The organism is Streptomyces pratensis (assembly GCF_016804005.1).
Taxonomy (GTDB): domain Bacteria; phylum Actinomycetota; class Actinomycetes; order Streptomycetales; family Streptomycetaceae; genus Streptomyces; species Streptomyces pratensis_A.
This window is the reverse complement of sequence record NZ_CP051486.1, coordinates 7,143,712-7,169,403: the sequence shown is the minus strand read 5'-3', so window position 1 is coordinate 7,169,403 and position 25,692 is coordinate 7,143,712. Positions and strand designations below refer to the sequence as shown.

At 71.5% G+C, this 25,692-nt stretch carries 22 protein-coding genes; 15 read left to right on the top strand and 7 right to left on the bottom strand.

Features of this window, described 5'->3' with window-relative positions; genetic code table 11:
* Positions 1–18 precede the first annotated feature (18 nt).
* The 3 genes from HED23_RS29990 to HED23_RS29980 form a co-directional block, all read right to left on the bottom strand.
* On the bottom strand, positions 19–2,961 hold the full coding sequence (locus HED23_RS29990) for a Z1 domain-containing protein (RefSeq protein ID WP_203186475.1): 2,943 nt from the start codon (positions 2,959–2,961) through the stop codon (positions 19–21).
* An 82-nt stretch (positions 2,962–3,043) separates the two neighbouring features.
* Complete coding sequence (locus tag HED23_RS29985) at positions 3,044–4,573, bottom strand: ATP-binding protein (protein ID WP_203186474.1); 1,530 nt, start codon at positions 4,571–4,573, stop codon at positions 3,044–3,046.
* Between the two features lie 161 nt (positions 4,574–4,734).
* On the bottom strand, positions 4,735–5,658 hold the full coding sequence (locus HED23_RS29980; protein ID WP_203186473.1) for a TetR/AcrR family transcriptional regulator C-terminal domain-containing protein: 924 nt from the start codon (positions 5,656–5,658) through the stop codon (positions 4,735–4,737).
* Positions 5,659–5,773: 115 nt separating this feature from the next.
* On the opposite strand from HED23_RS29980, the gene HED23_RS29975 reads away from it, so the two are divergent.
* From HED23_RS29975 to HED23_RS29965, 3 genes are all read left to right on the top strand, one after another.
* Positions 5,774–7,342 (top strand): MFS transporter, encoded by a 1,569-nt coding sequence (locus HED23_RS29975; RefSeq protein ID WP_203186472.1) that lies wholly within the window; start codon positions 5,774–5,776, stop codon positions 7,340–7,342.
* A gap of 95 nt (positions 7,343–7,437) precedes the next feature.
* Positions 7,438–7,602 (top strand): hypothetical protein, encoded by a 165-nt coding sequence (locus HED23_RS29970; RefSeq protein WP_203186471.1) that lies wholly within the window; start codon positions 7,438–7,440, stop codon positions 7,600–7,602.
* A 230-nt stretch (positions 7,603–7,832) separates the two neighbouring features.
* Positions 7,833–10,151: a SpoIIE family protein phosphatase gene (locus HED23_RS29965; RefSeq protein ID WP_203186470.1), complete on the top strand. Its 2,319-nt coding sequence runs from the start codon at positions 7,833–7,835 to the stop codon at positions 10,149–10,151.
* A 121-nt stretch (positions 10,152–10,272) separates the two neighbouring features.
* Here the strand turns inward: HED23_RS29965 and HED23_RS29960 are convergent, their stop codons facing one another.
* Positions 10,273–10,479 carry a DUF4287 domain-containing protein gene (locus HED23_RS29960; RefSeq protein ID WP_203187689.1) on the bottom strand — a complete coding sequence of 69 codons (207 nt, stop codon included), beginning with the start codon at positions 10,477–10,479 and terminating at the stop codon, positions 10,273–10,275.
* A 235-nt stretch (positions 10,480–10,714) separates the two neighbouring features.
* Between HED23_RS29960 and HED23_RS29955 the strand changes: the two genes are divergently transcribed.
* From HED23_RS29955 to HED23_RS29945, 3 genes are read left to right on the top strand one after another with little or no spacing between them, the layout of a single operon-like run.
* Complete coding sequence (locus tag HED23_RS29955) at positions 10,715–11,218, top strand: hypothetical protein (RefSeq protein WP_238442164.1); 504 nt, start codon at positions 10,715–10,717, stop codon at positions 11,216–11,218.
* Between the two features lie 5 nt (positions 11,219–11,223).
* Positions 11,224–14,001, top strand: a complete 2,778-nt coding sequence (locus HED23_RS29950; protein ID WP_203186469.1) for a caspase family protein — start codon at positions 11,224–11,226, stop codon at positions 13,999–14,001.
* A complete protein-coding gene (locus HED23_RS29945; protein ID WP_203186468.1) occupies positions 13,998–15,437 on the top strand; it encodes an extracellular solute-binding protein in 1,440 nt (479 codons plus the stop codon). Before HED23_RS29950 ends, HED23_RS29945 begins: the two co-directional genes overlap by 4 nt.
* A 91-nt stretch (positions 15,438–15,528) precedes the next feature.
* Here HED23_RS29945 and HED23_RS29940 read toward each other — a convergent pair whose 3' ends face one another.
* Positions 15,529–16,536, bottom strand: coding sequence for an SEC-C domain-containing protein (locus HED23_RS29940; protein WP_203186467.1), 1,008 nt, complete (start codon positions 16,534–16,536; stop codon positions 15,529–15,531).
* 57 nt (positions 16,537–16,593) lie between these two features.
* Between HED23_RS29940 and HED23_RS29935 the strand changes: the two genes are divergently transcribed.
* The 4 genes from HED23_RS29935 to HED23_RS29920 all read left to right on the top strand — a co-directional run bounded on the left by HED23_RS29935 (position 16,594) and on the right by HED23_RS29920 (position 19,093).
* Complete coding sequence (locus HED23_RS29935; RefSeq protein ID WP_203186466.1) at positions 16,594–16,872, top strand: hypothetical protein; 279 nt, start codon at positions 16,594–16,596, stop codon at positions 16,870–16,872.
* Between the two features lie 44 nt (positions 16,873–16,916).
* Positions 16,917–17,249 carry a DUF6412 domain-containing protein gene (locus tag HED23_RS29930; RefSeq protein ID WP_147963611.1) on the top strand — a complete coding sequence of 111 codons (333 nt, stop codon included), beginning with the start codon at positions 16,917–16,919 and terminating at the stop codon, positions 17,247–17,249.
* Between the two features lie 87 nt (positions 17,250–17,336).
* Entirely contained in the window at positions 17,337–18,107 is a 771-nt protein-coding gene (locus tag HED23_RS29925) for a YidC/Oxa1 family membrane protein insertase (RefSeq protein WP_203186465.1), read from the top strand.
* Between the two features lie 125 nt (positions 18,108–18,232).
* The gene (locus tag HED23_RS29920) at positions 18,233–19,093 is read left to right on the top strand and encodes a fumarylacetoacetate hydrolase family protein (RefSeq protein WP_203186464.1); all 861 of its coding nucleotides are present in this window, start codon (positions 18,233–18,235) and stop codon (positions 19,091–19,093) included.
* Between the two features lie 178 nt (positions 19,094–19,271).
* Here the strand turns inward: HED23_RS29920 and HED23_RS29915 are convergent, their stop codons facing one another.
* Together HED23_RS29915 and HED23_RS29910 are read right to left on the bottom strand one after the other, a co-directional pair.
* Positions 19,272–19,751, bottom strand: coding sequence for a heme-degrading domain-containing protein (locus HED23_RS29915; RefSeq protein ID WP_203186463.1), 480 nt, complete (start codon positions 19,749–19,751; stop codon positions 19,272–19,274).
* Positions 19,751–20,854: a Gfo/Idh/MocA family oxidoreductase gene (locus tag HED23_RS29910; RefSeq protein ID WP_203186462.1), complete on the bottom strand. Its 1,104-nt coding sequence runs from the start codon at positions 20,852–20,854 to the stop codon at positions 19,751–19,753. Before HED23_RS29910 ends, HED23_RS29915 begins: the two co-directional genes overlap by 1 nt.
* A 56-nt stretch (positions 20,855–20,910) precedes the next feature.
* On the opposite strand from HED23_RS29910, the gene HED23_RS29905 reads away from it, so the two are divergent.
* The 5 genes from HED23_RS29905 (at position 20,911) to HED23_RS29885 (ending at position 25,609) form a co-directional block, all read left to right on the top strand.
* Positions 20,911–22,041 carry an ROK family transcriptional regulator gene (locus HED23_RS29905; RefSeq protein WP_203186461.1) on the top strand — a complete coding sequence of 377 codons (1,131 nt, stop codon included), beginning with the start codon at positions 20,911–20,913 and terminating at the stop codon, positions 22,039–22,041.
* A 385-nt stretch (positions 22,042–22,426) separates the two neighbouring features.
* The gene (locus HED23_RS29900) at positions 22,427–23,293 is read left to right on the top strand and encodes a hypothetical protein (protein WP_203186460.1); all 867 of its coding nucleotides are present in this window, start codon (positions 22,427–22,429) and stop codon (positions 23,291–23,293) included.
* Positions 23,294–23,436: 143 nt separating this feature from the next.
* Positions 23,437–24,231, top strand: coding sequence for an HAD-IIA family hydrolase (locus tag HED23_RS29895; RefSeq protein WP_103514844.1), 795 nt, complete (start codon positions 23,437–23,439; stop codon positions 24,229–24,231).
* A 66-nt stretch (positions 24,232–24,297) separates the two neighbouring features.
* Positions 24,298–24,861, top strand: coding sequence for a hypothetical protein (locus HED23_RS29890; RefSeq protein ID WP_203186459.1), 564 nt, complete (start codon positions 24,298–24,300; stop codon positions 24,859–24,861).
* A 1-nt stretch (position 24,862) separates the two neighbouring features.
* Complete coding sequence (locus tag HED23_RS29885; RefSeq protein ID WP_203186458.1) at positions 24,863–25,609, top strand: class F sortase; 747 nt, start codon at positions 24,863–24,865, stop codon at positions 25,607–25,609.
* The last annotated feature ends 83 nt before the right edge of the window (positions 25,610–25,692 follow it).

Genomic DNA, 25,692 nt, shown 5'->3' with positions numbered 1-25,692 from the left:
ATGATCGCGTAGTTACCGTCAGGAAGAACCTGTTGCCACGAAGACATCCCGCGCATGGCTGGAGTCCTTGGCCTGGAAGCGGAGGAGCTGTCGCGTGGAGTCGATGGCAGACTTCGGCGGAATCAGGGTGAAGGCCATCGTGACCTTTGACGGGTCGGCAACACCATGGGGTGCTGCCGAGGTTGTCTCCGCGTCGTTCTGGCTCTCCACTACTGGGTAGAGCAGCATCACCCCAGTGCTCGGGCTGATCGGGAGATCCACGCTGCCCGGTCCATCGATGATGCGCTGGGCTGAAGTCCGGTGCTCTACACCTGAGATGCGGCCGAAGACGGCTTTCCCCGCCTGTCGGCTTCGGCGGGCAAGCGAAAGTGGTACTGAACCCAGGATGCTGGCCTCGGTTCGGTTCGAGCGGGACAGCTGGGGAACGATGACCAGCCAGTCGTTCACCCTGGCCAGCCTGCCGTCGAGTTGTGAGAGGTAGGTGAGATGGGGCCGGAAGAGTTCGGGCCGATCCCACTCAAGCGCACTCAGGATTGCGACAAGCTCAGCGTGAGAGATGGCCGTTGTGAGAGCAGTGAAGCTGCGCGAGAGAGAGCTCGTACTGTCTGAGGGGTTAGTGAGCGTGACAGGTGCTGAGCCGAGGGCGTTGAGCAGAGGTCGCCAACGTTGGGTGTTACGCCCGATTGCCTCTGCGTCCGCAGGGTAGGCGGCGGGTTCGATCGGCTGCCCCGGAGACCTGATCTCCACCAGCTCCGCGTTGAACATCTTGTTGCGGGCCGCCGGCTTCAGCCACGGCAGGTGCTGCGAGACCAGCGGCGGGATCTGGGCAGGCGTGACCTGCGGTTTGCCGTCCACCAGGGCGGCGTAGCGGGTGAGCTGGGTGCGGAACGTCTCCTCGTCGCGGCAGACCGCTTCGAAGGCCTCGTACAGGTCGACGGTCTTCTTCTTCCCCAGCGGTTCCTCGCGGCCGATGTACAGGCGGACCAGGTCGCGGTAGCCGGGGCGGAAGCCGAACCAGCGGCCCATCTGCATCAGGGTGTCGGCCTGCTGGGTGGTGCGGCGGTAGTACGTGACCGTGAGGCCCTCCACCGTGAAGCCACGGGACAGCTTCGTGCCGCCGACCAGGATCTTCCACACGCGTGGCGTCCGGTCGAAGTCCAGCTCGGGCTGCTCGTAGTCGCGGTCGGTGTCCCCGTTGACGATGATCACGGGCTCACCGCCGGAGTTGATGAGCCGGCGGGCGTTGAAGACGTACGGCTTCAGCTCGTCGTACGACGCCGGGGTGGGGAGGCCCTCGTCGGCGTACCGCTGGAAGTCCTTCTCCAGAAGGGCCGCCAGGCGGGCGTGGCCCTCCTGGCCTGTGTAGGCAGACCTGTGCCACATCGAGTTGATGTGCAGAGCGAGGACCGCCTGGTCGCGCACGCGGACGGACTGGTGGACCAGCATCGTGTGATGCCGGAACGCCCCGTCGGGGACGCCGTGGTCCGTTCGGTACAGCTTCAGCGCCCCGGTGAGTACGAAGGCGTCCAGTGCCTCCTGGAGGCGGTCGCCGGTGTCCTCGTAGATGCCGCGTACGTGTGTCTCCTCGGCGGTGCCCTCGGACTCCAGGTCGTGGAAGTCCTGCACGCCCATGTAGCCGGTCGGGCGCGGCAGCGAGATCAGGAAGTCGCGGGGGAAGATGTCCTCCTCGTCTCCCGGGTCGACGAACACGTTGGCGAACGGGGTCGCCGTGTAGCCGACGTACTGGGCCCGGGGGAGGAGGCCGAGCAGCTGGGAGATCTGGCCGTTGATCGCCTTGCGCTCGACCGTGCCGCCTTCCCACTTCTTCGGATCCGTCGTGTTGACCGATGCCTGGTCGGACTCGTCGTCGATGATCAGCGCGGGAATCTCGGAGAGGATGGGGCCGATCCTCTTGAGATCCTTGATGAGTTTTTCCAGTACGGACTTGTTCTTCTTCACGACCATCACGCGTGCTGCCGCGTGGTGCAGATTCATCGGATCGTGGAGCGGTTTCGTTCGGTCCTGCTTACCGATCTCAAGAGCGCCGATGCCGCTTTTGAGGCCCAGGTAGTCCCTGTTCAGGGTGGTGAGCCGCTCGATGTCGAAGGAGCCCAGCGTGGAGGGGCGGCCGCCGTGGCTCACGAACTTCGCCGGCCAGTCCTCGTCGTCCTGGTAGTCGACGTCGACGAGTGCGTCGGTGTCGGCCGGGTCGGCTCCGCGCAGGATGTTCTCCTGGCCGATCAGCTCCATGTCCAGGCGGCGCTGGGTCTGGCCGCGGAGGAGGTTCAGCGTGCCTCCGAGGATGATGACCAGGCGGTAGCCGGCATCGATGGCCTTCGCCGTCACGCCTGTGAAGTTGGCGGTCTTGCCCGACTGCACGTAGCCGACGACCAGGCCCCGCGCACCGTACGCCTCGGCGCGGGTGGGATCGGAGAGGCGCTCGACCACGGCGTGGCTCGCCTCGTCCAGGCTGGAGACGGCCGCGTCCGGCCAGCCCTTGCGGCGCAGCGTCTGTTCGTAGGAGTTCCAGTAGAAGGCGCGGGCTGCCGCCGTGTCCCTGGAGTACCAGGACGTGAACTCCCTGCTGATGACGGTGGCCCCGGGCTCCTTGAAGACGGGGACCGCCGCGTCCAGGGCCTTCCGCAGGTCGCCTCCGAAGCCGAGCCGGTCGTAGGTGTCGGAGCGCCGGGCATCCGTGCGCGCGGGCGCGGTGGACCAGTCGGCCTGTTCGGTGAGGTCCCAGGCGGTCAGCGTGCGGTGCCAGAGCGCGGTGAGTTCGTCCCCGGAGCCGGAGCCGGAGCCGGAGCCGGAGCCGACGAGCCGGTCGCGGAAGTGGCCGGTGTAGGTGTCGGCCGGCTCATCGGCCTCCGAGAGTGCGAAGGCCAGCTTCGCGAAGGGCTTCGGTCCCCGGCGCATGGCGGCCAGGACGTCGCCGTGCAGGTTGAACAGGTGGTCGGTCATGGCGGCGCGGCTTTCTCGGAGATGCGGCGGAGATGCGGCGGAGATGCGGCGGAGGTGCGGCAGGGACGGGGCGCGGTGGGGATCAGCGGGAGAGTTCGCAGCGTGCCGCTGTCACCAGGACGCTGTTCCACAGGGCGATCTTGTCGGCGCGGGTGGCCCGCACCCGTGACTTCTGGAAGATCTCCTGGACCATGAGGTACAGCATGCTCTTCACGACCGGCGCGTCGTTGAGCCCGCCCCTCCGTCCACCGTTGAAAGCCGGGCGGTACGTCTTGTTCAGCCTGATCTCCCGGGCGTCACGGTCGAGTTCGAAGAACAGGTCCGCGTCCAGGGACACCCAGCGGAAGGTGATCGGTTCCTCCCCCTCCAGCTCCGGCAGTTCGTCCCGAAGGACCCGCCGCAGTTTCGGGTCGAGGCCCTTGCCGGCCGGGATGACCGCATCGCGCGTCACCTCGGTGGTGCGCTTCGCGGCCTCCCGGTACGTCGTCTGGGCGTCCTGGACGTACTCGGAGAATGTGCGGCCTGCCGCGTCCGTGGCCTGTTCTAGTCCTCGGGCGAAGGCCGGGGTGACCGTCACGCCGTCCTTCTTGACCGTGAGGCTGAAGACGTCGTTCGCCTCTGTCGGAAGGTCGATCGCGATACGGGCCAGCGCGAGGTGCCCCTCGGCGCTGCGCGTGCTGTTCCACCCGCCGGCCTGGACGAGCCTGTTGTTGCGGTAGATGTAGAAGCCCTGCCGCTCGGCGAGCGGTCCGATCCCGCGGAAGCTGACCAGCGGGGACTTCGGCGACCAGATGTGCGCGGTCAGTGCGACGTCACCGACGCCCTCGACGGGTGCGGTGTACGTACGCGGGTAACCGGCCCTGCCGGGGATGCGGTAGCCGAAGGGGTCGATCGGTTCGACGCCGCGGTGGTCCAGCTCCTCCTTGGTCGTGACGTCCTCGACGACGATGTCGACGTTGAACGTGTCGTCGGCCAGGAATCGGTGCAGGTGGAGCCCGAGGTGGGTCTCCAGCTTCTCGATCGCGTCGTCGAGATAGCGGTCGGCCTGTCCGGCGGTAATCGTGTCGAAGGCCCGGACCTTGTCCCAGCGCACGATGGTGCCGTGCCACTCGATCAGGCCGTCGTAGCGGTCGACGAGGTCCTGGCAGTAGCCGGGGTCCACGATGTCGCAGGTGAAGTCGGCCTGGGCGCGGGCCGTCAGCCACCGGCGGCCGGTGGACGGGCTGCGCTTGGTGCGGCTGATCACCGTGAGCGAATCGGCGTGCGAGAGGGACGCTGCCTTGAGGCCTGCGCCGAAGTGACCGAGTGCCTTCTCCCCGTACTCCTGCCGGCCGCCCACCGTCATCGCGGTGTCGAGCGTCTCGTCGTTCATGCCCCGTCCGTCGTCGACGACCAGGAGGCTTACGAGGCGGTCCTCGTCCCGCAGGAAACTGATGACGACGTTGCGCGCACCGGCGTCGATGGAGTTGTCGACGAGGTCGGCGATCGCGGCCTCGAACCCGTAGCCCTGGTGGGTCAGCGATTCGACGTAACGGGCGGCGGGCGGGAGCCGCTTGCTGCCGGTCGTCGGAATCTCGTACTGCCAGTCCGAGGACGGCTGATAGGGCGGCATGGGCTTCCTCGCACAGACGGAACGGGGCCTGTGTGGGGGTGGACGGCCCGGAGCTGGTTGTTGAATGTGATCGTATTGCAAAGGTGCGACATGGGGGGAATCCCTGATGAATTCGGGTCACTGCTGATACAGGTCCGAGACGATCGGCCGACCGAGGGGCATCACTCGGGGTCTGCCGCCACGGTTCCCCCCTCCACCAGCGCCTCCACCCCGTCCAGCACCCTGGCCAGCCCGAATTCGAAGAGGGTGCCCAGCTCCAGGTCGAAGTTGTCCTTGCCGAAGAACGTGGACAGCACCGGGTAGGCCGCCGTCGCCTGGATCGCGTCCATGCGGGGTTCCATCGACGTCATCCACTCGTCCGCCGTCACCCCGCTGTCCTGCCGTGCCTGGAGCTCCAGCTCGACGGCCATCGCGATGCCCTGGGCGTAGCCCAGCACCGTTAGGTGGATGTGCAGCATCTGCTCCGGGGTGAGGCCCAGGCCGGTCAGGGCGCTCAGGACCCGCTCGGTGAACAGCATCGCGTTCGGCGAGGCCATCGGGCGGGTGAGGTGGGCCATGGCGCGGGCGAGCCAGGGGTGTTGCTCGTACTGCTTCCACAGCCAGCGTGCCTCCCGCTCCAGCATCGGGCGCCAGCCCGTCGGCCGTGGGCCGGCGGGGCCGCTGCCGAACACCGCCTCCGCCATCAGCCGGACCAGCTCGCCCTTGCTGGGGACATGGCTGTACAGCGCCATCGTGGAGGTGCCGAACTCCGTCGCGATGCGACGCATCGAGAGCGCCGCGAGGCCCTCCTCGTCCACGAGCGCGATCGCCGCGCGGATGACGCGCTCGCGGCTGAGCTGGCGGCCCTGCGTCGTGGCGCGTTCGCGGCCTGACTCCGCGACCACGGTCCCGACGCCGGGCACCGCCCGCACCAGCCCCTCCTGGGCCAGGGCACCCAGGGCCTTCGTCGCGGTGGCCATCGCGACGCCCCACTCCTGTGTGATGCGACGGGTGGAGGGGACCGGGTCGCCGGGACCGAGCTCGCCCGACGCGATGCGGCGGCGGATCTCCCCTGCGATGCGGAGGTAGGGCGGTTCAGTGGTCATCGCGCTACCGTACTAGTGCACCTGCCCCTGGTGGACCCCGCTCACCTGGGGTTTCTTCCCGGTGCACTAGGCAGCTGTTTGCGGCGTAAGGTCCTGGCCCGGTTCCGTACTGCGTATGGAGAACACACCCGGTCCCCGCGCGGGCCGCAAGGAATGGATCGCCCTCGGCGTCCTGATGCTGCCCCTGCTCCTCGTCTCGATGGACGTGTCCATCCTCTACTTCGCGATCCCGTTCGTCAGCCAGGACCTGGAGCCCAGCGCCACGCAGCAGTTGTGGATCCTGGACATGTACGGCTTCGTGCTCGCCGGGATGCTCATCGTCATGGGTTCCCTCGGCGACCGGATCGGGCGGCGCACGCTGGTCCTGGCGGGAGCTGTCGTCTTCGGCGCGGCCTCGGTGGCAGCCGCGTACGCGCACTCCGCCGAAGTGCTCATCGCCGTACGCGCGCTGCTCGGGCTCGGAGGCGCCGCCCTGATGCCCTCGACCCTCGCCCTGATCCGCAACCTCTTCCACGACGCGAAGCAGCGCGGGAAGGCGGTGACCATCTGGACCGGCGTCATGACCGCCGGGATCTCGCTGGGGCCCGTGGTCAGCGGGCTGCTGCTCGAACACTTCTGGTGGGGCTCGGTGTTCCTCATCAATCTGCCCGCCATGGTGCTGCTGCTCCTGCTGGTGCCCTTCCTGGTGCCGGAGACGGTGACCACCGCCCGCGGCCGCTTCGACGTGGGCAGCGCCCTGCTCTCGCTCTGCGCCCTGCTCGCGGTCATCTACGGCATCAAGGAATGGGCCCGGCACGGTTACGAGCCGCTGACCGCACTCTGCGTCGCCGCGGGGCTGGTGCTCGGCGTCGTCTTCGTACGCCGTCAGAGGCGCCTCGCCCACCCGATGATCGACCTCGGGCTGCTCGGCCGGCGCAACTTCGGTGGCCCGGTGCTCGCCGATCTGCTCGCGATGTTCGCCACGGTGGGCATGGCCGTCTTCTTCACCCAGTACCTCCAGTCCGTACTCGGCCTGAGCCCCCTCACCGCGGCGCTGTGGAGCCTGGTGCCCGCCGCCGGCGTGGCCCTCATGGCACCGGCCGGCGCCGCGCTCGCCCAGCGGATCGACCGTGCGTACGTCATGGGCGGCGGCTTCTTCCTCGCCGGTTGCGGATTCCTCTGGCTGACGCAGCTGCGTACGGACTCGCCCCTGTGGTTCGCCCTCGTCGGCGCAGCCGTGTACGCGGGCGGGCTGGTCGCCGCCATGACCCTCGCCAACGAACTGGCGCTGGGCGCCGCCCCACCGGAGGGCGCCGGTTCGGCGGCGGCCGTGCTGGAGTCGGGGCAGGAACTGGGCGGAGCCCTCGGCATGGCGATCCTCGGCTCCGTCGGCGCCGCTGTCTACAGCCGGGACATGGCCGACGCCCTGCCCGCCGGGATGCCCGGTGCCGACGCCGTGCGCGAGACCCTGGGCGGTGCGGCGGCGGTCGCGGGCGAACTTCCGGCCGCGACGGGGGACGCCGTCCTGGCCGCCGCACGCGACGCCTTCACCCACGGTCTGGGCCTCGCGGCGATCGGCGCAGCCGTGGTCATGGCCGCCGCCGGTGTCTTCTCGATCGTCTTCCTGCGCGGGACGGGCGGGACACCCGAACCCCCGGCGGCATCGGCGGTGGGGCCGGGGCGTGGGGCCACGGTCCCGCGCTGAGGCCCGGGCGGCATTCCGAAGAGGCTTGGTGGGAGGGCACGTTGGGCATTGGTGACCGGGAAGTCATCTAGGGAAATGATGGATCGATGTCACCTGTGAGCATCCACTTGAAGCCCAAGACCGGCAAAGAGATCACTCTCGACGACCTGCGTGAACTCGTCGAGAAGACCAAGGGTGTGTCCGGCAAGAGTCCGGTCGTGATCACCGCCAACAACCGGACCACGAGGATCAACAGTCTGGACATCGACATGGACGACTGAGTCCGGTGTGCCCGGCGGGGGATGCCGGGCACACCGAGAGCGTCGGCCGCCGTCACACGTACGGCGTGTGACCGTCACCCGCACAGTGCGTAAGCACCCGGACCCGCTCCCGGAGCCGCACCCGCTCCGGTAGCGGGCGGCGGACCGGGGGCCGATGCTGATTGCGTACGTGTCCACGTGCGCGGAGGCCCGGCCCCGGGTCCCGTGAGGGGGGCGAAGGAGCTGGGCTGATGGCTGATGCGCCTCTGATGGTCGTGGACGCCGCCGGAGTGGTCACCGGGTGGAGCCGGGCCGCGGAGCGGCGCTTCGGTCCGGCCACCGCCGATGCGCTCGGCCTTCGGGTGATGGACGTACTGGCGGGCGACACCACACGGGGTGACGGAGGTGACGGGGCGCCCGCCGGGCTCCGGCTCGAACCCCTCGCGGGAGCCGGCTGGGCCGTCTGGGCGGCCGGCGGGAGCCCGGGGCCCGGCAAGGGGGACGACGCGGTCGGGAAGGCCCTGCTGGACGTGATGTTCACGCAGGCACGCGTACGCGTCCATGTGCTCGACCCCGGGCTCAGGCTCCTGCGGATCAGCGACCCCTCCGCCGACGTCGACGCGGACGAGAACGGGAGGCTGCGCGGCCGGCCGTTCCGCGACGTGTGCGCCTTCGAGGAACCCGAGCGGGTGGAGGCCTTCGTACGGGAGGTCCTGCGCACCGGTGTGCCCGGCATCGAGCGGCCGTTCCGTGCCCGCCCCGGCGACGTACCCGGCGGACGCCGCACCCTCGCCCTGACGGCGTTCCGGCTCCAGGAGGGGCACGGGGCGAGGCAGAGCGACGACGGCAGGGTCCTGGGGGTCGCCGTCTCCGTCGTCGATGTCAGCGAACAGGTCAGGCGTCTGGTCAGGGACAAGGCGCTCGACGCGGTCCGCGACAGTGTGGGCCGGACGCTGGACGTCGACGCCACCTGCCGTGACCTCGTGGACGCGTTGGTCCCCGACTACGCGGATGTCGGCGTCGTCGAGATCGTGGACTTCGTCCTGCGCGGCGAGACACCCGAGCCCGGGCCGCTCGCCGTGGACGTACCGCTGCGACGGGCCGCTTACGGCGGCAGCAACCAAGCCGCGCACCCCGTCGGGGACGTACGGGCGGTACTGCCCGGGACGCCCTACCAGCGGGCCCTCTCCGACCTGAGGATCCGTGTCCTCCCGCTGAAGGACGCCCCGTGGGCCGACGAGGACGCCGCGCGGGTGGGTTCCATACGGAAGATCGGGGCACACACGCTGCTGCTGGCGCCGCTGACGCTGCGCGGGGCGGTCCTCGGACTGATCAGCCTCTACCGGTGTGGTGACTCCGAGCCCTTCACCGAGGAGGACGTCCCCGTGGCGTCGGCGATCGCGTCCCGGGCCGCACTCGGCATCGACAACGCCCGCCGTTACGTGCACGAGTACACGATCGCCAGCGCCCTCCAGCGCCGCCTGCTGCCGCAGCGCCCGGTGCCCCAGCCCGCCGTCGAGACGGACCATCTGCTGCTGCCCGGCGGGGACGCCGGCAACTGGTTCGACACGATCGCCCTGTCGGGCGCCCGTACGGCCCTCGTCATCGGAGAAGTGGCGACGGGCGGTATCCACGCGGCCACCACCATGGGGCAGCTGCGCACCGTCGTGCACACTCTCGCCACCCTGGACCTGGAGCCCGACGAACTGCTCGCCCGGCTCTACGACACCGCGGCGCGGCTGGCGCAGGAACGTGCCCAGCTGCCGCAGAGCGACCCGCTGCACCAGGAGCCGCTGGGTGCGACCTGCGCTTACGCGGTGTACGACCCGTTCACCGAGACGTGCACCGTGGTCTCCGCCGGCCATCCCGCACCCCTCGTCGTCGAACCCGACGGCGCGGCCTACGTGGTCGGCCTGCCCGTGGGGCCGCCCCTGGGGACGGCCGAGCACGCGCCCGTCGCCGCGGTTTCCTTCTCGCTCCGCGAGGGCAGCCTGCTCGTGCTCCACAGCAACGCCCTGCGGGGCCACGCCCAGCCCAGCTCGGGTGCGCTGCGCCAGGCGCTCATGCCGACGGACCGGCCGATGCGGGACCTGTGCGACTCGATCGCCTACGCCCTGCCGGACAGCCCCGACCTGCACGGCTCGGCCCTGCTGCTGGCCCGGACGCACGCCATGCCCGAGGACCGGTACGGCGCGTGGGAGCTCCCCTACGACAAGACGGCCCCGGCGACCGCGCGCCGCCTCACGTCCAAGAGGCTGGCCGACTGGCACCTGGAGGGCGACACGGGCGACGCCACCGAGCTGATCGTCAGCGAACTGGTGACCAACGCCGTGCGCTACGGCCGTCCGCCGGTGGAGCTGCGCCTCATCCTCGACCGGGGGCTGACCTGCGAGATCCGGGACGGCAGCACCACCGCCCCGTACATGAAGTACGCCGGAGCGGTCGACGAGGGCGGGCGGGGGCTGTTCATCATCTCGCAGCTCGCCTCGTTGTGGGGCACCCGGTACGCCGCCGAGGGCAAGACCGTCTGGTCCGAGCAGACGCTCCCGGGGGCAGACGGGGAGGCCTGAGGGCGCCCGGCCCGGGGGGAGAGGCAGAGGCATGAGGGCGCCGGCCCGGGGGGAGAGGCCTGGGGGCGCCCGGTCCGGGGGGAGAGGCCGGGGGCGCCGGTGAGGGGGAGAGGCCCGGGGGCTACCTGCCCTCAGCGAGTGTGTGCGCGACCAGGGCGTTGGCGTGGCCGTGGCCCAGGCCGTGCTCGGTCTTGAGCCAGGCGACGAGCTCCATGTGCTTGGTCAGGGGCGAGGACCGGATGAGGTCCTTCCACTCCGTGACCGGGCGGCCGTACTTCTTCTCGATCGAGGGGAAGTAGCTCGCCGGGCCCTTCACTGCTTCGGTCATGTTCTCGTGTCCCGTCCTGGAGTCCGTCGTGGTGAGCACCATGGAGTGGTTGTGGCGCTCGCAGTCTCTATGACCGCCGGGAGGCGCGAAAGTGATCGGTGGGCGCGCAACGGGCCTCAGGTGCATCGGAACAAAGGGGTGTCGTGTGTCAACGCCCGTGAAATACTTGCTTGTTCAGTGACCTGACCCTCGCGGGGCGAGGGTGACGGGGCCGATGGGGCTGATGGGGGCAGGCATGACGGACGGGGCGGTCACGGGCGGGCAGGAGCAGGGGCAGGGGAAGATCGAGTTACGGATCAGCCTCGTCGGGACGCACACCCGGCGCGACGACCTCAAGGCCCTGCGCGCCTGGCTGAAGAAGGCGCCGGTCATCGAGGACGCCCTTGAGCGGAACGAACTCGCCCTGGAACACAAGGACTCGTCGGTACAGGTCGACGCGATGGCCGGGGAGCTGATCCAGGACATCATCCTGGTCGTGTCCGTCGAACTGGCGCGCTCCGTGGCCGACCACGCCTGGCGGTCCGTGGAGACATGGCTGCGCAACAGACGCAGGTTCGCCGATCCCGAGGAGACACCCCGCGTCACGCTCGAAGGACCGCTCGAAGGCCCGGGTTCCGACCTGCGGCGCGACACCGACCGTGACACCGGACCGGGCGCCGGCCGGGACGGGGGCCCGGACGCGGGGCCCGAGTCCGGCGGGATCAACGGAACGGGCGGCGACGAGTCCGGAGAGGTCTAGCAGCGGTGCCGCCGTACGACGCGCGCGGCGAGGAGAACAGGGCCAAGCGGCACAGAGCCGTGCTCATCGGGGTGGAGCACTACACGGGCGCCCGGAACGACCTTCCGGCCGTCGCGACGAATCTCCGCCTCATGCGCGAGGCCCTGACCGACGGGGCCACCGGGGCGATGCGCCCCGAGGACCTCGTCGTCGTCCCCGAACAGGGCGGCCCGTCGGCCACCGTCTCCCCGCTACGGGTGCGTGCCGCACTGAACTCGGCCCGGGACGAGGTGGACGGGCTGCTGGTCGTCTACTTCGCCGGGCACGGCATCGTGCGCCCTGACGGCAGCGACCTCAACCTGATGTTCACCGACTCACGGGTGACCAGGGACAAGAGCCACCCTTTCGTCGACACCTTGTCCTGGCGCGACGACGTCATGCCCGAGCTGCGCAATTCCCGGGCCGACTGGGTCGTCGTGATCCTCGACTGCTGTTTCGCCGGCAACGCCCTCGCGTCCTTCAGCCCGGCCGCCGGACAGAACTTCGCCCTGCTCACCGCGGCGGAACCGGGGGTGGAGATCCCCCCAGGCGACCCCGGCACCGGTACGGAGTTCACGGCCGCCCTCCACCGGCTGCTGACCACGGGTGAGGGGGAGCCCGTCACCTTCACCCGGGTCGTCACAGGGATACGCCGGGCGATGGCGCCGCTCAAGGCCGTCGACGGGCACCCCTGGATCCCGGACGAGCTGCGCCACGGCGACGACGTGGTCCTCGCAGGCGCGGCGGACGCGGAGCCTTCGGAGCCCGCGCCTGCCCCGGTTCCACCGAGCCCGCCCTCCCCGGCCCGGTCCCACTCGCCTTCCCCGGTACCGGCGCCTCCGACGGACGTCCCGCAGACTGCGGTCACGGCGAGGAGGAGACGCGGGACGGCCGTGCCGCGCCGCTTGCCTCCGGCCCTGCTCCGGCGCATGAAACGTACGACCACAATGATCGTGGCGGGCGTCGTCGCCCTTGCCGGGGTCGGGGTGTGGTTGCTCCTGAGGCCCCCGGGCGGTGACTGCGAATCGCCCATGGAGCTGCGCGTGCTCACGGACCCCGATCTGCGGTCCACCGTGCAGAAGGCCGCCGACGCCTATCGCGAACGGGACGGTGACGGCTGCCGGACCGTCGGCATCAATGTGTACGACGCCAAGGCCACCGACGCCGTGGCGGCATTCCGGTCCTCCTCGCTGTGGCAGGAACCGCCCGCCGCCTGCCCTGCCTCCGGGGACTGCCTGCGCCCCCAGCGGGACGTCGGCGCACAGCCGGACATCTGGATCCCGGCCGCGGGCAGCGCCTGGCAGCGGGCGACGGCCGACGGGACGAGCGGTGGCACCGCCTCTGCGGCGGCCGGGGCCGGCGAGACCGCCGCCGACACGGGAAAGAGTGCCGTGGAAACCGGAAAGAGTGTCGTGGACCTCGACCGGCTGGGCTCGATCGCCTACACGCCGATGGTCCTCGGCGTGCCGGACACCCTGTCGCTCGCGCAGTCCTTGCAGACCGACGACCCCCTCGACGCGATCGTCTCAGGTCTCACGGGCGTCCAGGACGTCGAGATCCTGCGCCCCGACCCCGAGGCCACCGAAGGCGCTCTGCTGGCCACCGACGCGCTCTACGCCTCATCGGACTCCGAGCGCGTGTCCACGGTCGAGCAGGGCATGGCCCAGGTGCTGCGGCCCATGCCCACCAGCGCGCGGGGCCTGATGTGCGCACTGGCCGACGGGACGCTGAGCACCCTGGAGGACCGCGCTGCGGTCCTCGTCCCGGAGCAGACCCTGGCGCAGTTCAACCTGTCGGCGGGCGTGGCCGGCCGGCCCGACTGTGCGACGGAGGCACTGAAGCACCGCGTGGCGTACTACCCCTCCGACGTGCCGATGCTGGACCTTCCCTTCGTCCGGGTCACATGGGACGGGGCCGACCGGGACGCCGTCGCCCGCAGGGCGGCGGTCGATGACTTCCACGACTGGCTGACCACGGACCCGGACGCGCAGAAGTGCTTCACCGACGACGGTTTCCGGGGCGTCGGGAAGGGCGGCGGCCCGGCCACGCCCGAGGAGGACTCGGTGCTGCGGTCCGAGGACAACGCGACGGCCGTCCGCGAACGGATCCCGGCGACCGGCGAGGGCACCGGCGACTCCGCGTCGCTGAGCGACACCCTGAGCCGCTACCGGAAGGCGCTCGGGCCGGGCCGGGTGCTCTACCTCCTCGACAACTCGACCTCGGCGGTGTCCAAGCGGGTCTGGGACGGTACCGGCGGCATCAAGGAACTGGTCGCCCGCTCGATGAGTTCCCTGAGCGCCCGGGACTCGTTCGGGGTCCGGACGACGGCTGTCGGCGAGGGGAAGACGGCCGCCGACCTCGTGGAGTTCGGGCCGAACCGCACGGCCGGTGCCCGGAAGGCCGTGACCGGGGCGAAGGCCGCCGCTTTCGACGCGCGCATCGCGGAAGGGCTGGCCACGGCCCTCGGGACCCTGCGCGACGACCCCGCCGACCTGGAACAGCCGCAGCTCCTCGTCCTGGTCACCGATGGTGAGGACTTCGAGGCGGTCACCGATGAGGAACAGGAGGAGCTGGTCGCGGACGCGGGCCGGAAGCCGCACGTGAGGATCGTGACGGTGTCGCTGCAGAACGGGGCCTGCGCACCCGGCCGGTTCGGCGACCGGCTTGCCGAGGCGAGTGCCGGACGCTGCCTGGACCCCGCCGACGACATCGCGGTCGGACTGGCGGCAGAGGTCGCCAAGACCGGCACGGGAGACGCGGAATGAACCCCGGCGGCCGGCGCACCGGGCGCGGCAGGGCCAGGACCGCCGTCGCCCTCGGCTGTCTGCTCGCGCTCGCCTCCGCCGCCTGCACGGGAGGGCCCGAGGACCCGCGGCAGTCCGGACAGGAGGAGGCGGCCCAGGGCCCCATCGTCGTCGCCAGCGGGCTCGACGTCACCGGCTCCGGCAGCGTACGGCAGCAGCTCATCGAGGAATGGAACCGCCGGCACGCCGGGTCGGAGGACCAGCAGGCCAAGCTCGTCGAGCTGCCGGGCGGCGCCGACCAGCAGCGCAGCCAGCTCCTCGGCGCCCTCCAGTCCGGCAGTGCCCGCTACGACGTGGTGAACCTGGACATCACCTGGATACCCGAATTCGCCGAGGCCGGGCTCATCAGCCCCATGCCGGGCACGGATACCGGCGCCGCGGACGCCGGTGCCGACGACGCCGACTTCATCGGGCAGGTCCACGCCACCACCGTCTGGAAGGACCGCTCCTACGCCAGGCCGTTCAACTCCGACGTGGGGCTTCTCTACTACCGGCCCGACCTCCTGAAGCCCATCGAGGCGGAGAACCGGCCCAACGGCAACTGGACATGGGACCGGCTCACCTCATCGGTCGGGACGATGCGCCTCAATCCGGTGCGGCCCGGCGATCTGGCGGGATGGACCACGCAGCTGAAGAAGTACGAGGGGCTGACCGTCAACACCGTCGAGGCGTTCGCCGACGCCGGCGTCGAGCTCACCGACGGCGAAGGGGAGTACCGCTCCAGCGCCGAGCAGCTGAAGGAAGGGCTCGACGAGCTCCTCGACCGCGTCGACGAGGGCCAGGTCCAGCCCGCCGCGACGGACTCCGACGAGACGGCGTCCCTCACCGACTTCGCCGAGGGCCGCGCCGTGTTCCTGCGCCACTGGCCTTACGCGTACGGGGCCTTGGGCGGGCTGATGGACGAGAAGGAGTACGCCGTGGGCCGGCTGCCGGGGAAGGCCGTGCTCGGCGGGCAGAACCTCGCCGTGACCGCCGACTCGCCCCGCGCCGACGACGCCCGCGCGCTCATCACCTTCCTGACCTCACGGGAGAGCGAGCGCTGTCTGCTCGACGCGGGCTTCGCGGCGACGCGGACCTCCGTGTACGGCCCCGCCGCGAAGCCTTGCTGGCCCCGCGTCGCCGCCGCGCTACGGCCCGCCGGGGACGCGCCGAAGGCGGCGGCCCCGGGGGAGGGCACACCGAAGGGGCAGGGGCCGAATGCGCGTGCCGCGTACATCAAGATCCTCGAAACGGCACTGACCGAGGCGGTGCAGCGGCCGCGCACCCCGTACTACGGCGCGTTCACCCAGGTACTGCAGTCCCATGTGCACGCGCTGCTGAAGGTGAAGAGGCCCGAGACGGCCGAGGCCGCCGACAGGCTGGACAAGGCGCTCCGGGACGCGTTCGCCGGCAGGTAGTCCGGGAGGTGTTCGCCGGCGAGCAGTCCGGGGCGTGTCCGCCGGCAAGGGAGGACGAGCGGCTCCTTTCAGGCGGGCGGGCGCCGCCCTCTCAGCCCGCGCCGTGGCACTCGCGGTACGAACGCTCCGAGCCGCACCAGCACGCCGCGCTGCGCGCCGGAGGCCACGGGACGGCGCGTCCGCGGGCGGCCAGTGTCGTGGCGTACTGGGGGAGCAGGTCGGGGTCGGACGGGGAGGCGGCCTCGGACGCCGCGAACGCCTCGTAGGAGGGGACGGTGCCCGTCACGATGCCGAGATTCGGCGTACCCGTCGCGTGGAGGTCGCGCAGCGCCGCCTCCAGGCGCGCCAGATGGTCCTCGTGCGAGATGTACTCCTGGCTCAACTCCGGGTAGGCGGCGAGGAGTTCGCGCAGCTCGCCCTCGGGCCAGTGCAGCACCGCGACGGGGAAGGGGCGGGACAACGCACTGCGGTAGGTGCCCAGTTCGGCGCGGAGCCGGGTGATCTCCGCCTGGAGCTCGCCCGGGTCCGAGGAGCCGAGCGCCCACAGGCGCTTCGGGTCGTGCAGCTCGTCGAGGGGGACGGCGGCCGTGTGCAGCGTGTCGGCGAGCTCGTCCCACGCGTCGTGGCCGACGCCCATCAGCCTGCGCACCCGGTGCCGCCCGATCAGGAGCGACTGGGTGGCGTAGGCGACGTCCTCGCCGGGTGCGATGAGCAGGGTCAGCGCGGTCGAGAAGAAGTCGTGGGCCGCCTCCAGCTCGTCGTGCGCTTCGAGCGTCTCCGCGGCGATCTCCCACGGCGCCGCTTCGAGCGGGCCCGCGACGCGGATGCCGTCGATGATCGCGCGGGCCTCCGCCTCGTGGCCGTACTCCCACAGGTTGGCCGCCTTGAGCGCTTTGACCAGGTGCGGGTGCTCGACCTCGGTGCCGGCGGAGCCGAGCAGCTCGTCGTAGAGGGTGCTCGCGCGGGCGCGCTCGCCGGCGAGCTCCAGGTGGGCCGCGGCCTGGAGGAACAGCGGTTCGTGGTCCTCGGGGTACTGCGCCGCGGTGCGCAGCAGGCGCTCGGCTTCGGTGATGTGGTCGGCAGGCGTGTCGGGGCGCATGAACCACACGGTACTGCGGGACGGGCGTGAGGTGAGAGGGCGCGGGCCGGAGCGCTGATGAAGGCCGGACGGCGGAGCGGCGAACACCCGGCGCTCCCGCAGGCGGGCGGCCACACGCCGTCGGCCGCTCCCATGCGCTTCTTCTTCCACGCCACGTGCGGCACCGAACTCGGGGCGTACGGCCGGTGCACGGCCTGCGGCAACATCGGCGTACCGCTGGAGGACGTGGAGATGCGGCCCGGCACCGGGCTCGACCCCGAGCCCGACGACCACGTCAGCCGCGCCCTGCTCGCCCCCCGGCGGCTCCTTCAGCCGCTGGACACCGATCGTGTATAACGGCTGAAGGACACGAACCGGCACGAAGCGAAGAGGGAGGGCCGATGAACGACGACATGAACCGTGTACGCCGTGCGGTCGTCCGCCTCTTCCGCCCCGCCGCCTTCCTCGTCCTGTTCCTCACCGAAGTCCTCCTCGCCGAAGGCGGCAGCTTCTCCGCCGCCGTCGCGCTCGCCGCCACCGCGGCCGCCGGCTCGGCGCTCCTCGTCTGCTCCGTCATCAGCGCCCGCTGCGCCGCCCCCGTACCCCGTACGAGAGTGCGCACCGCCATGCGCGACCGTGAGAAGCGCACCGCGTTCCTACCGCAGCGTGACCCCGACGCCAGGGGACGCACCAGGCCCCGAGCGCCCGGGGCCGCCCTCCTGACGGCCGCGTAGAAGGCGCACCTTCCACGACCTTCCGCGCGGGTCGTCCTGCCGAGTTCCTGACTCCCCGGCACGACGAGACCCCCGGAGGGCTCACCCATGTCCGCTTTCATGTCCGCCTTCGCGAGCCTGGTCGGCGCATTCGCCGACCTGCTCCAGCCGCTCTTCCAGCACGCCTCCACCGCTGCCGCGATCGTCCTCTTCACCGCCCTCGTACGGCTCGCCGTCCACCCCCTCTCGCGGGCGGCGGCGCGCGGGCAGAAGGCCCGCACCAAGCTCCAGCCGCAGATCGCCGAGCTGCGCAAGAAGCACGCCAAGAACCCCGACCGGATGCAGAAGGCGCTCATGGAGCTTCACGCGAAGGAGAAGGTCTCACCCTTCTCCGGCTGCCTGCCGAGCCTGCTCCAGATGCCCGCCTTCTTCCTGCTGTACCACCTCTTCTCCAGCCAGAAGATCGGTGGGGACCCCAACTCGCTGCTCGGTCACGAACTCTTCGGCGCCCCGCTCGGCGAGCGCTGGCACGACGCTCTGGCCGACGGCGGTCCCTTCGGTGAGCAGGGCCTCGTCTACCTCGCTCTCTTCCTGGTCGTCGTCGCCGTCGCGACCTTCAACTACGGCCGCACCAAGCGGCAGATGGCCGCGAACCCCATGACACCGGCCACCGGCCCGGACGGACAGCCCGTACCCGGCATGGGAGCCATGACGAAGGTCATGCCGCTGATGTCCTTCCTGACCCTCTTCTCCGTGGCCTTCGTACCGCTCGCCGCCGCTCTGTACATCGTCACGAGCACCACCTGGACCGCCGTCGAGCGCGCCTACCTCTACCGGGAGACCCCGGCGGCCGAGGCCGCCGTCGCGCCGGCGGTCTGAGCGTCCGGGGTCCAGTGAGTGAACAGGGTCTTGCGGAGTGATCGGATGTCTTGGAGGATCAGCCAAGCCTTTCGCTGGCCGCAACCCACCGACGGGCTCGATCTCGACCAAGGGGAGATGGACCGTTGAAGCTTCTTCGAGTGGGTACGGCGGGCTCGGAACGCCCCGCACTGCTTGACCGTAACGGGACCTTGCGTGACCTTTCGGGCCTCGTCACCGACATCGACGGCGAGCTCCTCGCCGATGCCTCCGCTCTGGACCGGGTACGGGAAGCCGCCCAGACGCCCGACGTCCTGCCCCCGCTCGACGCGGACGGCCTGCGGGTCGGGCCGCCACTCGGCCGGATCGGCAAGATCGTGTGCATCGGGCTGAACTACCACGACCACGCAGCCGAGACCGGAGCGGCGATCCCGGACGAGCCGATCCTGTTCTTCAAGGCTCCCGACACCGTCGTCGGCCCCGAGGACACCGTGCTCGTGCCGCGCCGCAGCCGGAAGACCGACTGGGAGGTCGAGCTCGCCGTCGTGATCGGCCGCACCGCCCGCTACCTGGACTCCGCCGAGGAGGCACTCGGACACGTCGCCGGATACGCGACCTCCCACGACGTCTCCGAGCGGGAGTTCCAGATCGAGCGCGGCGGCACCTGGGACAAGGGCAAGAACTGCGAGACCTTCAACCCGCTGGGCCCCTGGCTCGTCACCGCGGACGAGGTGCCCGACCCGCAGGCGCTGGGGCTGAAGCTGTGGGTCAACGGCGAACTGAAGCAGGACGGCACGACGGCCCGGCAGATCTTCCCCGTCGGCGAGGTCGTGCGCTACCTGAGCCACTTCATGACGCTCTACCCGGGCGACGTCATCAACACCGGCACCCCGGCAGGGGTGGCCATGGGCCGGCCCGAGCCGAAGCCGTACCTCCGCGCCGGTGACGTGGTGGAGCTGGAGATCACGGGACTGGGGCGGCAGCGCCAGGAGCTCAAGGACGCGTAGGCACGGCGCGGCCGCCGGGACCACCCGGCGGCCGCAGCCCTGTCGACGTCGGTGACGACCGCCCTGCCCCCGGTCCCCGCGCGGACGCGGCCGCAGGCCACGACCGCCCCGTCGCCGGTCCCGGCGGACGCGGCCGTCGGGACCGGGGAGCCTGTCGTCAGTCCTGGGGAGGCTGTCGTCAGTCCCGGGGGCGCGAGGTGAACTGCTCCAAGGCCTCCACCACCAGGGCGTGGTCCTCGGCCTGCGGCAGACCCGACACCGTGACCGAGCCGATCACCCCCGCACCCTCCACGGCGATCGGGAACGAGCCGCCGTGCGCGGCATACGTGTCCAGGTCCAGCCGCGAGGACTCCTCGAACGTGGTGCCCTTGGCCCGGAAACGCGTACCGACCAGGTAGGAGCTCTCCCCGTACCGCTCCACCACCTTCCGCTTGCGGTCGATCCAGGCGTCGTTGTCCGCGCTCGAACCCGGCAGGGCGGCATGGAACAGCTGCTGGCCGCCCCGCCGGATGTCGATCGCGACGGGGGCGTGCCGCTCGCGCGCCAGCGCGACCAGCAGGCCGCCCAGGGCGTACGCGTCGTCGTAGCCGAACCGCGGCAGCGTCAGACGCCGCTCCTGCGCGATCAGCTCGGAAATGGTCGGAACGCCGGTGCTCATCAGTGCTTCTCCTCGTCGTGGTGGGGAAGAAGGGTCACGGACACGCCCTCACGGGCCGAGCGCCTCGCCGCTTCCAGGACATCCAGCGCGGCGGCGGCCTGCAGCGCCGTCACCGGGTTCTCGCCCTCGCCGCGCAGTGCGGAGGCCACGCCCGCGTAGTACGCGGGATAGTCACCCGGCAGCGTGCGGACCGGGTCGCCGCCGCCGGTCAGCGGGGACTCCCCGGAGCCGACCCGGCCCCACAGCTCCTCCGGCTCCTCGCCCCACGGCGTGCCGGGCGCCGGGCGCGCGCCCTCACGAAGGGCCGCCTCCTGCGGGTCCAGGCCGTACTTCACGTAGCCCGCCTTCGAGCCGAGCACCCGGAAACGGGGACCGAGCTGCGCCGTGGTGGCGCTCGCGTACAGATGCGAGCGCACCCCGTTGACGTGCGTGATCGCGATGAACGTGTCGTCGTCGGCCGCCGCACCCGGGCGGCGTACGTCGGACTCCGCGTACACCTGCACCGCGGGCCCGAAGAGGGTGAGTGCCTGGTCGACCACGTGGCTGCCCAGGTCGTACAGCAGCCCGCCGATCTCCTCCGGGTCACCCGACTCGCGCCAGCCGCCCTTCAGCTGCGGACGCCACCGCTCGAAGCGGGACTCGAAGCGCTGCACCTCACCGAGCTCGCCCTCCTCGATCAGGCCGGCCAGCGTCAGGAAGTCGTTGTCCCAGCGGCGGTTCTGGAAGACCGAGAGCAGCAGGCCCCGCTCGGCGGCCAGCGCGGCCAGCTCGCGGGCCTCGGCGGCCGTGCCGGCGAGCGGCTTGTCCACGACCACCGGAAGCCCCGCCTCCAGGGCCGCCCTCGCGAGCGGGACGTGGGTCTTGTTCGGCGACGCGATCACGATCAGGTCCAGCTCGTCCGCGCGCGGCCACAGCTCGTCGGGCGACGAGGCCAGACGCACACCGGGGAACTCGGCGCGCGCCTGCGCCCGCCGCTCCTCGTTCGACGTGACGACCGTGTCGAGGACAAGGCCCTCGGTCGCGGAGACCAGCGGGGCGTGGAAGACGGAACCCGCCAGGCCGTAGCCGACGAGCCCGACGCGGAGAGGAGCGTTGGCAGTCATGCAAACCACTTAAGCAACGCTGTTGCCAAAGTGCAAGCGATGGAGACAATGGTGCGGTGAACAGGAGCAACAGCAGGAGCGGCGGGGCCAATCTTCCGACGCTGCGCCACCACAACGCGTCGCTCGTCCTCGACCTGCTGCGCGTGGCCGGTGAGCAGGGCATCAGCCGGCTGGAGCTCGCCGAGCGCACCGGACTCACCCCGCAGGCCGTCAGCAAGATCACCGCCAGACTCCGCACGGAGGGCCTCGCCGCCGAAGCGGGCCGGCTCGCCTCCACGGGCGGAAAGCCCCGCACCGTCCTGCGGCTGGTCCCGGACGCCGGATACGCCGTCGGGCTCCACCTGGACCGTGACGAGCTCACCGCCGTCCTGGCCGACCTCGCCGGCACCACGGTCGCGACCCGCGCCTTCCCGCTCGACCTCGGTGCCCCGGCGTCCGAGGTCCTCACCACGGCCGCCCACGCGGTGCAGACGGTACGGGCTGACGCCCCCCGGGCCGAGGACCGGCAGGTCTTCGGCGTGGGCGCCGCCCTGCCGGGCCCGCTGGACCACCGCAGCGGGGTACTGCACCGGGTCACCGGCTTCCCCCAGTGGGACGGCTACCCGCTGCGCGACGCCCTGGCCGAGCGCACCGGGCTGCCCGTCGTCGTCGACAAGGACACCAACGCCGCCGCCCTCGGCCTCGCCCTGCGCGAACGCGCCGACGCCGACTTCGCCTACCTCCACCTGGGCACCGGCCTCGGCGCCGGGCTCGTCCTCGGAGGGGCCCTGCACCGCGGAGCCCGCACCGGCGCCGGGGAATTCGGCCACCAGACCGTCCAGCTCGACGGGCCCCCGTGCGACTGCGGGGGGCGCGGCTGCATCGAGGCGCTCTGCCTCGGCGCCGCCGCCCGCGGTGATGTCGCCGAGGCGGCCAGGGTCCTGGGGGCCGGTGCCGCCAACCTCGTCGGGCTGCTGGACATCGACCGGGTCGTCCTCGGCGGGCGCGCCGTCGCCGCCCACGAGGCCGCCTACGTGAGCGGGGTCCGCGCCGTCATCGAGGAGCGCGCCCGGCGGGAGGGCGCCGACGCCGCCGTACCCGTCACCGTGGCCGGCGGCGGCGACCGCCCCGTCGCGGAGGGGGCGGCCCAGCTGGTCCTCGCCCCGCTCTTCGGCCGCGCGGGCGAGGACGGCGGCGAACGGGCCTGACCGCGCCCCGCACCACCTGGGGGCCTCCCGGGCCGGGGTACGGGCGAAGCCCGCGTCGCCGGGCCCTGCGTGGAGGGGTGAAGTGCACACCGCCGGAAGCTCTGCGGGGAGGGGGCGAACCGCGTACCACCGGACGCCCCGCTCGGAGGGGTGTGGGGCGTACCACCGGACGGCCCGTCTCCGGGCGGGGCCGTTCGAGCGGAACATGACGCCCGGACGGGCGGTGTACGCCCCCGAGCGGTGGCGGCCCCCCGCGCGCGCGTGACAGCGTCGCGCACTGAAACGTATCGCCATGGCCGTACGTCCGGCCGCGCGTGGCAGCGTCGCCGCTCCAGCCGGTGGCCCTCCGCCCCGGCCGTCCGCGAGCAGCGAAGGGTGCCCCACCATGTCCACCAGACCCCCCGCGCGACTGCGCGACGGCCGTGCCCTCACCCGCCTCGGACTGGCCGCCGGGCTGGTCGTCCCGGCCGGTCTCCTCGGCGTACCGGCCGCCATCGCCATCCCGGTCACCGCCCCTGCGGCGACCGGCGCCGTGACCGTCGCGGGCCCGGCGCTTCCCGTGTGCGGTGATCCGGACGGCGAGGACTTCCCCATCGAGACGCGGATCCACGGCGGCCCCGACACCTACGCCTCGGGCGGCGGTTACGGGACCTGGTACCTCGACCTCACCAACACCACGTCCAAGTCGTGCCACTCCATCCATCCCGTCCTGGTGCTCACCGACGAGGACCGGACGCTCACGCCCGAACAGATCCAGCTGGAGTTCACCGAGCGGGCACACCCCGACGAGGAGCACCGGGTGAGCTGGGAGTCCACCGACCGCGACGAACAGATCGGCGTCTTCGGCGGCGGGGAGCAGGACGACGACTTCCCGGGCTTCACCGTCCCCGCGAAAAAGACCGTCACGGTCCAGGTCCGGATGGCGTTCACCTCCGACACCCTGCCCGGCAAGGTCACGGCGCACGCCGCCATCGTGCAGCGGCGCAGCGCCCGGGACGAGGCCGAGCAGGCCGGCACCGACGGGGACTGGGTGGGGGAGTCGGCCGCCTACACCTTCGCCGTCGTCGACGGCGGGATCGAGGTGCCCCAGGACAGCGGGACCACGATCGACGCGGAGGGCGACCCGGTGCCCGGACTCGCCCGCACCGGCCGGGCCGCCACGCGCTGGGCAGGCGTCGCGTCCGGGACGCTCGTCCTCGCCGGAGCCACGGCCCTGATCCTCTCCAGGCGCCTGCGCGGCGGCCGCCGCTGAGCCGGCGGCGCGGGTTCTCCGTGATCAGGCGGTTCCGTGCGGAGGACGCGTCGGCCTAATATCGGGGCGTCGGCGCTGCACAACGCGGTGCCGCCGGCGTCCAGCACCTCGAGTGCACAGCGCGTACGGCAGGAGCCCGTCACATGGCAGAGCGCAAGCCGATCGAATCCTGGCTGACCGACATGGACGGTGTCCTCATCCACGAGGGCACGCCGATCCCGGGGGCCGACGCCTTCATCAAGCGGCTGCGGGATTCCGGACTGCCGTTCCTGGTCCTCACGAACAACTCCATCTACACCGCCCGTGACCTGCACGCGCGCCTGAAGCGCATGGGTCTGGACGTCCCCGTGGAGAACATCTGGACCTCCGCCCTGGCCACCGCCCAGTTCCTGGACGACCAGCGGCCGCGCGGCACGGCGTACGTCATCGGCGAGGCCGGACTCACCACCGCGCTGCACGACATCGGCTACGTCCTCACCGACCACGAGCCCGACTACGTCGTTCTGGGAGAGACTCGGACCTACAGCTTCGAGGCGCTCACCAAGGCGATCCGGCTGATCAACGGCGGCGCCCGCTTCATCTGCACCAACCCGGACGAGACCGGCCCGTCCGCCGAGGGTCCGCTGCCCGCCACCGGGTCGGTCGCCGCGCTGATCACCAAGGCCACGGGCAAGGCGCCGTACTTCGCGGGCAAGCCCAACCCGCTGATGATGCGGACCGGGCTCAACGCCATCGGCGCCCACTCCGAGACCTCCGCCATGATCGGTGACCGGATGGACACCGACGTGCTCGCCGGGCTGGAGGCGGGGATGCAGACCTTCCTGGTCCTCACCGGTCTCACGACGGAGGCCGACATGGACCGGTACCCCTTCCGTCCCTCCACGGTCGTCGACTCGATCGCCGACCTCGTGGACCTGGTCGACCTGCCGTTGCCGTAACCCGACCGGTCTACAGCGGATGCGGGATGCCGCCCCACGCGTGAACCTTCCCTCAGGAGGTTTACGATGCGTTCACTGCCCCTCACGTTCTGTGCCGCACTGGCGGCCGGGACGATAGCCCTACCCGCGTCCGCCGCCCTGGCCGCGCCGGGAGTCGATGACCCCAGGGACGAGAAGCGTTCGGGAACGGTCTCGGTCAGCCCGTCCCGTGTCTCCCCCGGCGGGGAGGTGGAGCTCCGGACCGATGCCTGCGGCAAGGGCAGGTCGGCCCGGGGCAACTCCGAGGCGTTCGTCTCCGAAGCGCGCTTCGAGCCGGCCGACGGCAAGGAGCTCGTCGCCGAGGCCCGGATCCGCTCCGACGCCGCACCCGACGACTACGAGGTCTGGGTGACCTGCAAGGACGGCCACGGCAAGGCCACCGGCACGTTCACCGTCGTCCACCACGGCCGCCCCTCGCCGGTCGCCCCCGTACGGGCCGGCGGCGGAGGCGCCGCGGTGCTCGCCGGAGAGGCGGCCGCCGACGAGGGCCCCGGCACCCGGCACGCGGTGATCGGCCTCGGGCTGGGTGCCGTCGCGGCTGTCGCAGTCGCGTTCCGCAGTGTGCGACGCCGCCGCCCGGCGCAGCACTGACATGCCGGCCCCGGACCGTCCCGCCGGAACTGGACGCCTGCTGACCGGTGTCGCGTGGGCCGTTCTCCTGCTGGGACTGTGGCTGTTCGGCCGTGCGGCCACCGACGGCATCTCGGCCCCGACGACCGGTGACGTCGCGGCTGTCGGCCGCCCCCTGGGCCTGCCGCTGCCCCCGGCGCACGATCCGCTCGACGGCGCCGCGCCGCAGGGGGTCGAGATCCCCTCCATAGGGATCGACGCGACCGTCGTGCGGCGTGGGCTGGACGACGAAGGGGCGATCGAGCCCCCGCCGTTCGAGACACCCGGCGCCGTGGGCTGGTACGCCGCGGGCACGGAACCCGGCACGGAGGGCGCCGCGCTGTTCGTCGGTCATGTCGACACCGAGACCGAGCCCGCCGTCTTCTACGCGCTCAGCACCGCGAAGCCGGGCGAGAAGGTCCGGGTGAGCCGCTCCGACGGGAAGACCGCCGAATTCACCATCGACGACGTCCAGGTCTTCACCCGCGAACGCTTCGACGCGCAGAAGGCTTACGGGCAGCGTGAGGACGGGCGGGCGGAACTCCGGCTGATCACCTGTGGTGGCACGTACGACCAGAAGTCCCATGCGTACACGGCCAATGTCGTCGTCTCGGCGTATCTGACGGCGGAGAAGAGCGCCGAGAAGAGCGCGGAGAAGAGCGCGGAGAAGAGCGCGGAGAAGAGCGCGGAGAAGAGCGTCGAGAAGGGCGGCTCGAAGAGCCGCGCCTGAAAGGCAACCTGGCCCGGTCGGCGCCCGCTCCCCCTCGGAGCAGCCGGCCGGGCCGGTCCTCGACCGCGGTGCCCGGGCCGCGG

Excerpts from the sequence above, each read along its gene's own strand:
- HED23_RS29945 (WP_203186468.1), top strand. The coding sequence starts at position 13,998 with ATGAACCCCGGCGGCCGGCGCACCGGGCGCGGCAGGGCCAGGACCGCC.
- HED23_RS29895 (WP_103514844.1), top strand. The coding sequence starts at position 23,437 with ATGGCAGAGCGCAAGCCGATCGAATCCTGGCTGACCGACATGGACGGT.
- HED23_RS29985 (WP_203186474.1), bottom strand. The coding sequence starts at position 4,573 with ATGCCGCCCTATCAGCCGTCCTCGGACTGGCAGTACGAGATTCCGACG.
- HED23_RS29975 (WP_203186472.1), top strand. The coding sequence starts at position 5,774 with ATGGAGAACACACCCGGTCCCCGCGCGGGCCGCAAGGAATGGATCGCC.
- HED23_RS29885 (WP_203186458.1), top strand. The coding sequence starts at position 24,863 with ATGCCGGCCCCGGACCGTCCCGCCGGAACTGGACGCCTGCTGACCGGT.
- HED23_RS29900 (WP_203186460.1), top strand. The coding sequence starts at position 22,427 with ATGTCCACCAGACCCCCCGCGCGACTGCGCGACGGCCGTGCCCTCACC.
- HED23_RS29915 (WP_203186463.1), bottom strand. The coding sequence starts at position 19,751 with ATGAGCACCGGCGTTCCGACCATTTCCGAGCTGATCGCGCAGGAGCGG.
- HED23_RS29935 (WP_203186466.1), top strand. The coding sequence starts at position 16,594 with ATGAAGGCCGGACGGCGGAGCGGCGAACACCCGGCGCTCCCGCAGGCG.
- HED23_RS29960 (WP_203187689.1), bottom strand. The coding sequence starts at position 10,479 with ATGACCGAAGCAGTGAAGGGCCCGGCGAGCTACTTCCCCTCGATCGAG.
- HED23_RS29965 (WP_203186470.1), top strand. The coding sequence starts at position 7,833 with ATGGCTGATGCGCCTCTGATGGTCGTGGACGCCGCCGGAGTGGTCACC.
- HED23_RS29980 (WP_203186473.1), bottom strand. The coding sequence starts at position 5,658 with ATGACCACTGAACCGCCCTACCTCCGCATCGCAGGGGAGATCCGCCGC.
- HED23_RS29890 (WP_203186459.1), top strand. The coding sequence starts at position 24,298 with ATGCGTTCACTGCCCCTCACGTTCTGTGCCGCACTGGCGGCCGGGACG.
- HED23_RS29990 (WP_203186475.1), bottom strand. The coding sequence starts at position 2,961 with ATGACCGACCACCTGTTCAACCTGCACGGCGACGTCCTGGCCGCCATG.
- HED23_RS29955 (WP_238442164.1), top strand. The coding sequence starts at position 10,715 with ATGACGGACGGGGCGGTCACGGGCGGGCAGGAGCAGGGGCAGGGGAAG.
- HED23_RS29925 (WP_203186465.1), top strand. The coding sequence starts at position 17,337 with ATGTCCGCTTTCATGTCCGCCTTCGCGAGCCTGGTCGGCGCATTCGCC.
- HED23_RS29940 (WP_203186467.1), bottom strand. The coding sequence starts at position 16,536 with ATGCGCCCCGACACGCCTGCCGACCACATCACCGAAGCCGAGCGCCTG.
- HED23_RS29930 (WP_147963611.1), top strand. The coding sequence starts at position 16,917 with ATGAACGACGACATGAACCGTGTACGCCGTGCGGTCGTCCGCCTCTTC.
- HED23_RS29910 (WP_203186462.1), bottom strand. The coding sequence starts at position 20,854 with ATGACTGCCAACGCTCCTCTCCGCGTCGGGCTCGTCGGCTACGGCCTG.